6 protein-coding genes are annotated in these 13,397 nt (G+C 58.7%); 4 read left to right on the plus strand and 2 right to left on the minus strand.

Annotated elements, in window-relative coordinates; translation table 11 throughout:
• The first annotated feature begins 4 nt into the window (after nt 1-4).
• The 3 genes from AB4Y89_RS13580 to manD all read left to right on the plus strand — a co-directional run bounded on the left by AB4Y89_RS13580 (nt 5) and on the right by manD (nt 4,753).
• Complete coding sequence (locus AB4Y89_RS13580; protein ID WP_442301471.1) at nt 5-2,608, plus strand: alpha-glucuronidase family glycosyl hydrolase; 2,604 nt, start codon at nt 5-7, stop codon at nt 2,606-2,608.
• 151 nt (nt 2,609-2,759) lie between these two features.
• Nucleotides 2,760-3,518 carry an SDR family NAD(P)-dependent oxidoreductase gene (locus AB4Y89_RS13585; protein ID WP_442301472.1) on the plus strand — a complete coding sequence of 253 codons (759 nt, stop codon included), beginning with the start codon at nt 2,760-2,762 and terminating at the stop codon, nt 3,516-3,518.
• 26 nt (nt 3,519-3,544) lie between these two features.
• Nucleotides 3,545-4,753, plus strand: coding sequence for a D-mannonate dehydratase ManD (gene manD / locus AB4Y89_RS13590; protein ID WP_442301473.1), 1,209 nt, complete (start codon nt 3,545-3,547; stop codon nt 4,751-4,753).
• Nucleotides 4,754-4,991: 238 nt separating this feature from the next.
• On the opposite strand, the gene AB4Y89_RS13595 is transcribed toward manD, so the two are convergent.
• Nucleotides 4,992-7,400: a glycoside hydrolase family 31 protein gene (locus tag AB4Y89_RS13595; RefSeq protein WP_442301474.1), complete on the minus strand. Its 2,409-nt coding sequence runs from the start codon at nt 7,398-7,400 to the stop codon at nt 4,992-4,994.
• A gap of 121 nt (nt 7,401-7,521) precedes the next feature.
• Nucleotides 7,522-9,702 (minus strand): winged helix-turn-helix domain-containing protein, encoded by a 2,181-nt coding sequence (locus AB4Y89_RS13600; RefSeq protein WP_442301475.1) that lies wholly within the window; start codon nt 9,700-9,702, stop codon nt 7,522-7,524.
• 260 nt (nt 9,703-9,962) lie between these two features.
• On the opposite strand from AB4Y89_RS13600, the gene AB4Y89_RS13605 reads away from it, so the two are divergent.
• A complete protein-coding gene (locus AB4Y89_RS13605) occupies nt 9,963-13,370 on the plus strand; it encodes a carboxypeptidase regulatory-like domain-containing protein (protein ID WP_442301476.1) in 3,408 nt (1,135 codons plus the stop codon).
• The last annotated feature ends 27 nt before the right edge of the window (nt 13,371-13,397 follow it).

Raw genomic sequence — 13,397 nt, forward strand, 5'->3', positions numbered from 1 at the left:
ATCGATGATTTTGAAAAGGCACCATCTGCAGCCTGTTTCACTTTTCGCAAGCATGATTGCGCTATCGTCATTGCAGCCGATGCATGCAGAAGATGGTTCCGCTGCCTGGCTGCGCTATGCTCCGGTAGCAACAGCGCAGTATCGGGCTGTGCCGACACGTATCGTTCCTTCCTCTGACTCATCCATAGAACACGCGGCCGCCGAAGAGCTTCAGCGTGGTCTCAACAGCATGCTTGGTGTTCATGCGGAGATCGCTGCGCAGAGTGCATCGGCACAGCGCGGTGCGGTGATCCGCCTGGTGCTGACACCGGGGACGAGCCCGGAGGCGTTGGACAGCTACACCATCGACGCCTCGGCCAGCGGTATTCGTATTGCGGCGAATACGCCGCAGGCAGAGCTCTATGGTGTCTTTCACCTGTTGGAGCTGATCGGCTCGGAGCAGCTGTTGCCGAAGCACGAGCAGCAGACGGCGGCAGCCGGCATCCGTTGGACCGATGAATGGGACAACATGAACGGCACCATCGAGCGCGGCTACGCCGGGGCATCGATCTTTTTCGAGAATGGCCATGTCCGTGAGGACCTGACCCGAGCCGGGCAGTATGCCCGGTTGCTGGCCTCCATCGGAATCAATGGCTGCAACGTCAACAACGTGAATGCAGATCTCGATCTGCTGACGCCGGCTCATATCCGCGAGTTTGCGCGTCTTGCCGAGGTCTTTCGTCCCTGGGGTGTCAGGCTTGCGATGAGTATCGATCTCACGTCGCCGCAGACCGTGGGTGGTATGTCGACCTTCGATCCTCTCGATCCGTCTGTGGCAACGTGGTGGAAAGAGAAGGTCGATGAGATCTACCGCGCCATTCCGGATTTTGGCGGTTTTACGGTCAAAGCAGATTCGGAGGGGCGCAAGGGGCCATCGCAGTACGGGCGTTCGCCTGCAGATGCAGCCAACGTACTGGCACGTGCCCTGGCGCCGCATCATGGCGTGGTGCTCTATCGCGGCTTTGTCTATAACAACCATCTCGACTGGCAGGATCATAAGGCAGACCGTGCACGTGCCGGCGTGGATAACTTCGCGCGTTACGACGGTACGTTTGAAGACAACGTCATCATCCAGATCAAGGAAGGCCCCATCGATTTCCAGGCGCGTGAGCCTGTAAGTCCGCTCTTCGCCGCGCTGCGTCGCGCCAACGTCGCCATCGAGCTGCAGACCGCACAGGAGTACACCGGTCAGCAACGGCACATGGTCTGGCTGCCAAACATGTGGCACTGGGTGCTGGATACCGATCTGCATGCCGACGATCGCAGCACACCGGTCAAGCAGATCGTAACCGGTCACAGCTTTCCTCTTGCGAATGGCAAACCGCGCCGGGGCGGCTTCGTCTCCGTCACCAATGTCGGTATGGAGGCCAACTGGCTGCACCATCCGATGGCGATGGCCAACCTGTATGGTTTCGGTAAGCTGGCGTGGAACCCAGACCAGCTACCTGACCAGATCATCGATCGCTGGGCGCGTCTGACATGGGGAAATCGTCCTGAGGTGGTGAAGCTCATTACGACGCTGCAGCTTGAGAGCTGGCAGGTCTACGAGGGCTACACCGGTCCGAATGGCATAGGGACGCTCACCAATATTCTTGGCTATCACTTCGGCCCGGGCATCGAATCGGCGGAGCGCAATGGATGGGGCCAGTGGTTTCGCGGCGAGAAGGACGGCATCGGCATGGACCGCACTGCCAATGGAACCGGCTATATTCAGCAGTATCCGCCGCAGCTCGCGGCGAAGTACGAGTCGCTTGCCACCTGCCCTGAGGATCTGCTGCTCTTCTTCCACCACGTCCCTTACGACTACAAACTGCGTAACGGGAAGACGTTGGTGCAATCCATCTATGACACGCACTACAGTGCCTCAGCGCAGGCTGGAACCTACGTCACCCGCTGGCAGCAGCTTCATGGCATGGTCGATGACGAACGCTACGAGCAGGTGCTTCGCCTCTTCCGCTTCCAGGCAGGGCACGCCATTGTGTGGCGCGATGCCATCAATAACTGGTTCCAGCGCATCTCGCAGATTCCTGATGCACAGGGCAGGGTAGGCCACGACGCCGGACGGGTTGAGGCTGAGGCGGTCATCGGGTCCGGGTATGAACCGGTGGATGTCACTCCATGGGAGACGGCATCCGGCGGCAAAGCCGTGGTCTGCCACAAAGCCGAGGGTTGCACGCTCGCGTATACCTTCCAGCAGAGCTCGGGTACATATGACATCGCGGTGCAGTACTTCGATATCTGGCGCGGTGTCTCGCGGTATGAGCTGCAGCGCAATGGGGAAGCGATTGCTTCGTGGCAGGCGGACGATACGCTGCCTCCGGCACAGTTCGACGCCAATCCTGATGGGCAGACCTCAACCCGGTTCACGGCGAACAGAATCACACTGCAGCAGGGAGACAAGCTGGAGCTGCATGCGATTCCCGATCTGCGTTCAGAGCTGCAACCGGGTGCGGCGCACAAAGCGGCTCCGGGAGAGCTGGAATCGCAGTCCCGCATTCCGCGCGATTATCGCGAATATGCGCCGGTGGATTACATCGAAGTTACTCCCTCAGTGCGCAACATCAAGTAGTTTGGCTAGAGCATTTTCCCTGTTCCTGGGTATCCCGAAAGAGGTATACAGTAGCGTTTTCATTGCGGAAAACGCCCATAGATGCGGGAGCCCTAATCTACACCTACAGGGAAATGCTCTATGATCGAAGTCCTGAATCGAAAGAGCAATCATGAATCTCTCTGGAATGACCGCCGTCGTCGTCGGCGGGACCTCGGGTATCGGTAAGGCGCTTGCACTTGGACTTGCACGTCACGGAGCCAACATTGTCGCTACCTCGCGCTCGCAGCAGTCTGTCAACGAAATTGCACATGAGCTGCAGGCTCTCGGGACAAGACATCTTGCCATTGCCAGCGATGTCGCCAGCCGCGACTCCCTGGGGGCACTTCGTGATGCTGTGCTCGCGGAGTTTGGCTCTGTAGAAATCCTGGTGAATTCCGCCGGTATGACCAAGCGCATTCCTACGCTGGAGGTCGACGACGAGCTGTGGAATCAGATTCTCGACGTGAACCTCACCGGCACGCTACGAGCCTGCCAGGTTTTTGGGAAGGTCATGCTGGAGCAGCGGTTTGGCCGCATCATCAACATCGCATCGCTGGCCAGCTTCGCTGCGTTTCTCGAGGTTGCTCCGTATGGAGCGAGCAAGGCTGCCGTGGCTGCACTTACGCAGTCGTTGGCGGTGGAGTGGTCACGTTCCGGTGTGACGGTGAATGCTATCGCTCCCGGTATCTTCCCCACAGCGCTCAATCGCAAGATTATCGACAGTCCGCGCGGCCAGGAGCTTCTGATGCGCACGCCCATGGGGCGTTTTGGTGAAGCAGAAGAGCTGGTCTCGACCGCCGTCTATCTGGCGGCGCGTGAGACGACGTTCACCACCGGACAGATCATTGCGGTCGACGGCGGCTTCCTGGCAAGCGGCGTTAATCAGTAACCCGGCGGAGACTCTGGAGAAGGTTTATGAAGATTGAATCGGCAAAGCTCATCGTCTGCTCCCCGGATCGCAACTTCGTCACGTTGAAGATCGTGACGGATGAAGGCATCTACGGTCTTGGCGATGCGACGCTCAATGGCCGCGAGCTTGCGGTGGCATCGTATCTGACCGAGCATGTTCTTCCGTGCCTGATCGGCCGCGATCCCTTCCAAATCGAAGACATCTGGCAGTATCTCTATCGCGGAGCCTACTGGCGGCGCGGCCCTGTAACGATGAGCGCGATCGCTGCTGTCGATATGGCGCTGTGGGATATCAAGGGCAAGGCGCTGAATACGCCTGTCTATAACCTTCTGGGCGGAAAGAGCAGGGAGGGTGTCCTGGTTTACACCCACGCCAATGGGGCCGACATCGCTGAAGCGGTCGATTCTGTACAGCGTCATGCTGCCGAAGGCTATCTTGCAGTGCGTGCGCAGAGTGGTGTGCCAGGTGTTGCTTCCAGCTACGGAGTGCCGAAGTCCGGCAAACCCTATGAGCCCGCCGAGCGTGGTCTTCCCAGCGAGAGCCTGTGGTCGACGGAGAAGTATCTGAACTTCGTTCCCAAGTTGTTCGATGCCGTGCGCAATGCATGCGGGGAAGATCTGCATCTACTGCACGACGTTCATCACCGCCTTACTCCTATTGAAGCGGCACGTCTGGGCAAAGCGCTTGAGCCCTATCATCTCTACTGGATGGAAGATCCGACTCCTGCTGAAAACCAGGACGCCTTCCGTCTTATCCGCGAGCATACGGTGACGCCCATTGCCACCGGCGAGGTCTTCAACTCCTTCTGGGATGCGCATGACCTGATTCGCAACCAGTGGATCGACTATCTGCGCATGACCATCGTGCATGGCGGCGGCATCACGGCGCTGAAGAAGGCTGCCGATTTCGCTGCGGTATATCAGGTGCGTACGGGATTTCATGGAGCGACGGATCTGTCTCCAGTCACCATGGCGGCGGCGTTGCACTTTGGTTTGGCGATTCACAACTTCGGCATCCAGGAGCACATGCCACATACGAAGCTTACGGATGAGGTCTTCCCTCATGCGTATACCTTCAATGCCGGGTATATGCATCCGGGAGATGCTCCGGGGCTTGGTGTGGAGATTGATGAAGCGTTGGCGGCGAAGTATCCGTATCAGCGCGCGTATCTGCCGATTGCGCGGAAGCTGGATGGTACGTTGACGGACTGGTAGTAACTCTGTAACTCCGATGTATCCTGGTGCCCCAGATCCGGGGTCCACGGCGAACTTGTTCGCTGGGGTGGTGTCCCTCGGGGACCTGGGCATTCGCGTTACACGCGAACCGTTTTTGTTATCAATCCCACAATCAAGCGGTGAGTTTACTTCGATAAACGGCGGTTCGAGCTTCGCTCGAATATCCCACCCATCGCGTTGCGATGGATGGGGCCCCCAGTGTATGGGTTGTCGTGAACTACTGCACGACTACGTCCATGCCGCGGCCGGTGTCTTCGACGGTGCGTGTCTTTGTTGGGGTCGTGCCGTCGATGACTTCAACGTGGATCTCATGCCACCAAGGTCGGTAGTCTCCTTCGTGCCGGCCGATGTGAATGCGTACCTGGCCGTTACTCTGCTGTTCGCAGGTGAAGCTCATGCGCAGGGAGTGCCCATTGCGATAGGCGAAGCTTGTGCCGTCGTCCTGGTAGATCGATCCGTTGCAGTGCTCGCCCGGATAGACGCGTAGCGTCAGGGGTCCCTGTGGTTTCTCTTCGGTGCTTTGAGTGAGCGGAGCCAGTGGGAGGATTGATCCTTCACGAACATACACCGGAAGCTCTTCCAGCTTTGGTGTGATCATGATCGGTTTTACCGCTGCAGCAGCATCACGAATTTCCAGATCGCGCGCCCCTGTTTGGGTGCGCCGGTCGAGCTTTTCGCCGGTCCAATAGTCGTACCAGATGCCCGCAGGAAGATGCAGCTCGTAGGGAGCAACCTCCTCTGGAGAGGGGGATGGAGCGATCAGAAGGTTTGCACCGAACATGTACTCTCCACCGCCTGCGTCCAGGTCCATTGGATGTCCGTCTGTGGATGCGTGAGGGAACTCGAGGAAGAGCGGACGCATGATGGGCATGCCGTCGTGCGAGGTCTCCTCTGCTGCGGTGTAGAGATATGGCAGCAGACGGTACCGTTCTTCGATGTAGCGGCGGCGAATGGTCTCATGCTGCGGTCCATCGACCCATGGCTCGTGATCGCGTGTGCCTTTAGCGGCGTGGTCGCGATCGATTGGTTGAAAGGCTGCGAGCTGCAGCCAGCGTGTCAGCAGATCGGGAGAAGGCGAGCCGGCAAAGCCGCCTACATCGGCTCCACTCATGGAGAATCCGCTGAGTCCAAGGTTCAGCAGTTGTGGAACAGTCTGACGTAGATGATTCCAGGTGGAGCTGTTGTCTCCGGTCCAGGTTGCAGCGTAGCGTTGGCCTCCGGCATAGCTTGCGCGCGTCAGCACGAAGGGCCGCTGATTCGGCTGCAGCTTCAGCAGACCTTCATAGGTTGCCCGCGAGTTCTCCAGACCATAGATGTTGTGGATCTCGAGATGCGTCGCGGTGCGCTTCTGAAAGCCGGGCTCATCGATGCGATGCTGCACATCGCCGGGCATTGTCTTTGTCGGATAAGTGAAGACCGCGGGCTCATTCATGTCGTTCCAGAAGCCGGCGACTTTTTGTGAAGTAAATTCTTTGTATAGCCCGCCCCACCACTCGCGTGTGGTCTTTTGCGTGAACTCCGGAAAAACCGAAGGTCCCGGCCATACCGGTCCAACATAGGTCGAGCCATCCGGGTTCTTCACAAAATGGTCGCCGGCTGTGCCGCTGTCATAAGGGGAATAGCCTTCGTTCGGCGCTTTGGCGATGTGCAGGTCGGTGATGACCACCAGGTGAAACTGTTTACGCGCCAGTTCGCTGACCATGGAGCTGAAGTTCGGGAACTTGATCTGGTCGACGGTGAAGGGCCGGTTCTTCTGCTGGAAGTCGATGTCGAGGTAGAGGGCATCGGCGGGGATATGGTCAGTTCTCAACCGATCCGCAACCTCCATCAACCGAGACTCCGGCTCATAGCTATAGCGCGACTGCTGGAAGCCGAGGCTCCACAACGGCGGCAGCGGTGTCGGGCCGGTGAGCCAGGCATAGGCCTCCACCACCTTCTTCGGATCGGGACCATAGATCAGGTAGTAGTCGATCGGTCCGTTCGGCGCTCCAAAGGAGTACGCATCCGGCATCTCCCGCCCGAAGTCGAAGAAGCTCCGCCACGTATTGTCGAAAAGCACCCCCAGCGCGTTGCCCGACTGAAAGCTGATGAAGAAGGGAATGCTCTTGTAGATGGGGTCGGTCGATTCCTGCCAGCCGAAGTTGTCTGTGTTCCACATGGTGAACGCCTGTCCGGCGCGGTCCAGGGGGCCGGGTTTGTCTCCCAGGCCGAAGAAGTGTTCGTTGGGCCACTTCCGTTTGTAGATGCGGAAGCGGTCTCCCTGCCATTGCACTGGCTCGATGTCCTGCTGCAGCAGATGTCCCGCGCGATCGGTGACGGCCAGCCGCAGTTTGTCGTCGACGGTGACTTCAAGAGCGGAGGTCTCGAAACCGCCTACGGTGGGAGTGACGTTGACCTGTGCCGTTCGCGCCTCGGGAAGTACCGCCCACGAGGCATCCTCGGGTGCATGTCCACTTCGCCACATACGCACCCGCAAGACATCATCGCGCAGTGCGGTGACGCGCAGCGTGCTGTCCCCGGCCGTAAACTCTCCTCCGTTCGGCAGAGGTTTGCTCTGCGCGGGTTGGGAGAGGACCGGCAGACAGGAGAGAAGCAGGGCAACCAGGGACAGGAGACGCGTGCGCATGGTGGCAAGAAGACGGAAATCTCACGCTTCGCCGCAATGCTTCGCGAGCCAACTGTCCTTCATTTCTGCTTCACCCATTAACTCTTTTGGAATCAATGGAGAACGCGAGGAGATGAACCGATTATTTCCCGTCGAGATCGAGCATGTAGAGGTTTCCGGTCGCGGTGCGGGCACGCACGAGAGGCACGTTGTCCGGGGTAATGCCGGAGAAGAAGTAGTCAGCGATATCTCCCGTGCGGAAGCTGGTCAGGCTGGCAACCTCCTCCAGCTTTCCATCGGGGATGGAGACGCGATAGATCGGCTGGGTGTTTGCCATGAAGGCATGCAGGTAGATCGCCCGGCTGTCGGTCGACCACACCGGATCTGCCACGGAGGTCGTGGCCAGCGTCTTCCATGTCTTCGTTGCGACGTCATAGAGCACCAGCCTGCGCTGGTCCAGGCTGATAGCGGCGATGTAGCGGCCATCCGGAGACCAGCGTGGGCTGAAGTAGCCCTCCGAGTTCGGAATCGCTTCGGTCTTATGAGTCTCCAGATTCAGCAACTGCAGGTTGCGGGTGGTGCTCTCCATGCCCATCAGGTCGGTGACCCGCCCGAAGACCAGAGTCTTTCCGTCGGCAGACCAGGAGGGATCGCCGGCATTGCGATTCTCTTGCAGCAGGGCGGTTGGACTGCCTCCATCTGCCTGAATCGTATAGAGTTGCCACGCCTTTCCAGGTTGCCGCGCCATCAGGGCGAGCTGCTGGCCGTCGGGTGACCACTGGGCAAGGAAGACCTGCATCGACTCCGGGGTGAGCTGAATCTTCTCGGTTCCATCCCTGCGTGCGCGCCATAGCCGTCCTTGCGGATCGGTCCATGCCACCCATTGGGAATCTCGCGAGTAGGTGACCCGGCTAGCGTTGGCCAGGAAGGCTCGTTCGGGCAGAAACTCCCTGCGCGTGGCGTCAAAACGCTGCAACTCCGATCGGGAATCAAGGCCAAGGAAGAAGATGAGGTGGCCGTTGCGGGCAGCGACCGGAGCCTGGAAATCCAGCGGGCCGTTTGTGATCTTCGTTGGCGCCGAGCCTCCGTTGTACTGCCATAGGTCGGAGTTGCCGTCATGCGAGGACTGGAAGATGTAGTACTTGCCGTCTGCGGTCCATGTGCCGCAGCACTCGTTCGCCGGCTTTGACCAGTTGGCCAGGAGGGGTGTGGGCTTGCGTGACTTGGCATCCATCTCCCACAACGACTGAGTGTGGGCGATAGGATCCAGGATGGTGAACCGAAGCATCTTGCCATCGGGAGACCAGCGCAGCCAGAACGCCCGTCCGAATGGAAGCGTGGCGAACGGGGTTGAGGCGCCATCCTGCAGACGGGTGATGGAGAGCTGTGATCCGGCAGCGTACAGAATGCCGGAACCATCCGGCATCCAGGTCGCATCGTGTGCGTTGATATTCGCTACCCGTAAGGCTGACCCGCCGCCGGTCGGGACCACCCACAACGGCTGTTCGGATTCCGGAGACAAATGGCTACGCAGCAATAACTTGGATCCGTCGGGCGAAAGGTCGCCAAGCGATGGAGCAGCGATCTCGCTGGGCACTGGCAAAGGCATCGTCTCGCCGGTGTTCACGAAGACCTGCGACAGAATCGTGCGCCCATTCTCGATCTGCCCGGTGAAGATGCGCACCCCATCGGTAGCTGCCGAGGGAAAGCTCTCCATTGCAGGGGCTCCGGGGGAGATGCGACCGTGATGAGTCAATTGAGTAATGCGGTCGGGCTCCCCTCGTCCGTGAGACTGGCCTAGATAGAAGCCAACGCCCGCGGCTGCAAGAACCGCCATCAACCCCACCCCGAAGAGCACGAGACGAATGTTGGATGGAGAAAAGAATGTTCGTTTCCCGGGGATGATCTCCGCAGGCGCGGTAGAAGTTTGTGCCTCTGACGGTACGGTTGCCGGTGTCGCGGGAGCCTGTGCTACGGCTTGGGAAGGATAGGTAACCGGAGCGATAAACCTGTAGCCGCGGCGGGCCAGGGTCTCTACAAATCTTGGGTTATCGGCCGAGTCGCTCAGCGCTTCGCGGATCTTATTAATAGCTGTGCCCAGGGAGTGATCGAAGTCGACGATCGTGTCTTTGCCCCACAGGCGCTGCTGCAACTCTTCCCGGGACACAACCTCACCGGGGCGCTCGAGCAAAATGCTGAGCACTTTGAAGGGCTGACTCTGGATTTTGATTCGGTGGCCAGCCTTCCAGAGCTCGCCCGATTGCAAATCGGCCTCATAGAGCCCGAAGGATACCCGGGTTGGGCTCTGGACCGTGGATGCCATCGTACTTAACCTCGCGCCAATGACTGTATCACCGATGTGAAACCAGCGCGGTTCGAACCCCGACAGTCGTTGATCGCATCCATATAAGCGGCTCAGGAATAAAGAGTTATCTGATGAAGAAGAATTGAACGAAAAAAGGCGGAGCGTGGATTGCGATGAGTGGTGCGAAGGCGACATGGTTCGCATCGCAGCCTGAATTTCCCAGATTTTTGCGGACTCCGATCCGTTGAGGAACAGGCGGCCTTTTGGAGGCACGTTATATGAAGACGACACATAGCCCTGAGACAAGAAGAGGGTTCGCCGGAGTTTGGCTCGCCATGGCTCTCTGCCTGGCAATGCTGTTCCCCGGTTTGCTTCTGGCACAGTCCGACACAGGACGTGTGACCGGAACGGTAACCGACGCAACCGGAGCTGTGATTCCCGGGGCGACCGTAACGCTGGTCAACACCGACACCGGCGCGACACAGACGGCGACCACGAATGGAGAGGGCTTCTATAACTTCTCGGCCGTGGTTCGTGGCAACTACCGCGTCGATGCCACTATGACCGGTTTCGCCAAGAACACACAGACCTTCGTCCTGCAGGTCTCTCAGGTGGTGGCCGCCGACTTCCATCTCCCTCCCGGAGCGCAGAGCACCACGATCGATGTCACCTCGGCTGCTCCTGTTGTGAATCTCTCTACTTCTTCCACAGGAGCCGTAGTCGAAGGCCGCCAGGTGACCGAGCTTCCGATCAACGGACGCAACTTTACCCAGTTGGCCACACTGGTTCCGGGGGTGACGCGCGGTGCGTTCTCGAGCGATGCCTCCGGTCGTAACGGCAACTCTGAGACCTTCCGTTACAGCGACAGCGGCGGCGCCGCTATCTCTGCCAACGGCATGCGCCAACAGGCCAACAACTTCCTGCTCGACGGTACGGATAACAATGAGTCGCTGGTCAACGGCATCGTCTTCTTCACTCCGCCTGAGGCGATTCAGGAGTTTCGCGTTGATACTTCGGTAGCTCCTGCTGAGTTTGGCCGCGCCGGCGGCGCGATCATCAATACCTCGGTGAAGTCGGGTACCAATGCGATTCACGGATCTCTCTTTGGCTACTACCGCAGTGCTGCCTTCGATGCCAGTCCGAACTACTTCAACCCGACTGCGGTGAAGCCCTCTTTTCAGAGGAAGCAGCTCGGCTTTGCTGCCGGCGGACCGATCTGGAAGGACAAGATCTTCCTCTTTGGCGACTACCAGGCGCTTCGTTTGCGGCAGCCGCAGGATACCGGTTATCACACGGTGCCGACGGCGCGTATGCGTACCGGTGACTTTGGCGAGTTGCTGGGCCAGGATGTCACGACGACCCCGGATGCGACGCTTACCGGTTGCACCGCGGTAAAGGTCGTGGGCGCGATTTACGATCCGACCACTTGCCTTCCCTTTACAAACAACGTGATTCCAACAGCACGCCAGACGAAGGCTGCGACCAACTACCTGAATGCGTATCCGCTGCCTTCGCGCGGTGGCCTGATCAACAACTACTATGTGGTGCGCAATCAGATTCGCAACTTCAACGACTTTGACGGCCGCATCGACTTCCGCATCTCGCAGAAGGATTCGGTCTTTGCCCGTTACAGCTATGGGCAGGACAACTATGACGTCAACAGCGAGTTCACAAATCTGCCGGCCGGCTTTGCGTCAGGTGCGAACGTCAGCCATCCTCGTGGTGTCGCAGCAGGGTATACGCGCATCTTCACAGCGAACCTGGTGAATGAGTTCCGCTTCGGATATGTTCGCCCGCAGTTCGGCTACATTCCTCCAATGTTCGGAACGCCGGTCTCGCAGAACCTCGGCATTGTGAATGCGAACCGCAATGCGCTGCTGGGTGGCGGAGCTTTGATCGGCGGCAGCAATACGCAGATCGAGTACACCGGTGACGGTGGACCGTATAACGTTCCTGAGAAGACCTACCAGTATGCTGATTCGCTGAGCTGGACCCATGGCAATCACGCCTTCAAGTTCGGCGCGAACGTTATTCGCCGTCAGGTCGATTTCTTCCAGGGTAACGACGCCAAGGGCTACTTCATCATCGGCGGTGTGAACTATCCGGGAACGGGCCGCTTCACCGGCTATGAGACCAGCGAGCTGGTCGCCGGCTTTACTGATTACCGCATCGGTTCGGCCAGCACCTACTTCAAGACCTTCAGCTGGGAGACGGGTTACTTTGCCCAGGACGACTGGAAGGTGAACCGGCGTCTCACACTGAACCTTGGCCTTCGCTACGACCTCTATACCTATCCGTACGAGCAGGACAACAACCAGTCCAACTATGACGTCGCGGCGGGTATTCTGCGCGTGGCCGGAACCAACGGCAACTCGCGCAGCCTGATCGATACGGATAAGAACAACTTCGCTCCACGCTTCGGCTTTGCCTATGATCTCTTCGGCAATGGCCGCGCTTCGCTGCGTGGCGGTTACGGCATCTTCTACTTCGTCGATCGCGGCGGAGTCGGCAACCAGTTGAGCAACAATCCCGGCTACAACGGCTTTAGCGAATATCGTGCGACGGATGGATATCGCGTCACCTTCATGGGCCAGGGCGCACTGCGGGATAACAACAGCGCCCACGCCACCAATGCTTTGCCGCTGCCGCAGTTCGGTCCTGGCTCCGTGAATCTGAACAATCCAACCAACGTCGGTCTGATTGCACAGCCGAAGAACAGCCAGAACAGCATGGCGCAGAGCTGGAATCTGCAGATCCAGCAGCAGCTCGACCATACCACCAGCATCAACCTGGCGTATGTCGGTACCAAGAGCGATCACCTGATGACGTGGTTCAACCTGAACTCGCCTGTGATTGGCGGCACTGGAAATGGCTTGTATCCGACTCGCGGCACCATCACCTATGGCCTCGCGGGAGGTTCGAGTCACTATAACGGCATGCAGATCTTCGTGAATCGCCAGATGTCGGCTGGGCTGCTCGCGACTGTGGCTTACACCTGGTCCCACACCCTCGATAACTCAAACGGCGCGTTTGCGACGGGCACTTCCGGCGCTGGGTCGCGTGTCTTTATTACCTCCGGTGGTCCTAACCTGCGCGCTAATTACGGCAACAGTGATCAGGATCAGCGTCATGTCTTTACGGCGAGCGCTCTGTATCAGCTTCCGTTCGGACGTGGCCGCACCTTTGGCCGCAGCATGAACCGTGCGCTGGACGAAGTGATTGGCGGATGGCAGACCAACACGATTATGTCCTTTGCCAGCGGTACACCGATTGACCTCGATCTGACCGGCGGGACCATCGATATGCGTCCCGACCTCATCTCCTTCCAGAAGGTAGGCCGTTCGCGGATCACCGGTGCTACCAATACTGGCAACCAGACGTTCTTCAATGCGGTAGTGAAGGCGCCTCCGACCAATGCAGCCGGCATGTACACCCGCATCGGCACGCTGAGCCGTAACAAGTTTACCGGTCCTGGCTACAACAAGGTGGACTTCTCCGTCTTCAAGAACTTCTCCATTACGGAGCGGGTGAAGGCTGAGTTCCGGGCACAGGCGTACAACGTCTTCAATCATCCGCAGTTCAGCAATCCGCAGACGAATGCCTCGCAGGCCGACTTCGGAACCATCAATAGCATCCGCCAGTACTCCGAGCGTCAGTTCGAGCTCGCGGGACACATCAACTTCTAATCAACCCTGATGCAGCTGGAACGGCAC

The organism is Terriglobus sp. 2YAB30_2 (assembly GCF_052114765.1).
In the GTDB taxonomy this organism is placed as follows: Bacteria; Acidobacteriota; Terriglobia; order Terriglobales; family Acidobacteriaceae; genus Terriglobus.

Coding starts and splice junctions, on each gene's coding strand:
- AB4Y89_RS13600 (WP_442301475.1), bottom strand. CDS start 9,702: ATGGCATCCACGGTCCAGAGCCCAACCCGGGTATCCTTCGGGCTCTAT.
- AB4Y89_RS13605 (WP_442301476.1), top strand. CDS start 9,963: ATGAAGACGACACATAGCCCTGAGACAAGAAGAGGGTTCGCCGGAGTT.
- AB4Y89_RS13585 (WP_442301472.1), top strand. CDS start 2,760: ATGAATCTCTCTGGAATGACCGCCGTCGTCGTCGGCGGGACCTCGGGT.
- manD (WP_442301473.1), top strand. CDS start 3,545: ATGAAGATTGAATCGGCAAAGCTCATCGTCTGCTCCCCGGATCGCAAC.
- AB4Y89_RS13595 (WP_442301474.1), bottom strand. CDS start 7,400: ATGCGCACGCGTCTCCTGTCCCTGGTTGCCCTGCTTCTCTCCTGTCTG.
- AB4Y89_RS13580 (WP_442301471.1), top strand. CDS start 5: ATGATTTTGAAAAGGCACCATCTGCAGCCTGTTTCACTTTTCGCAAGC.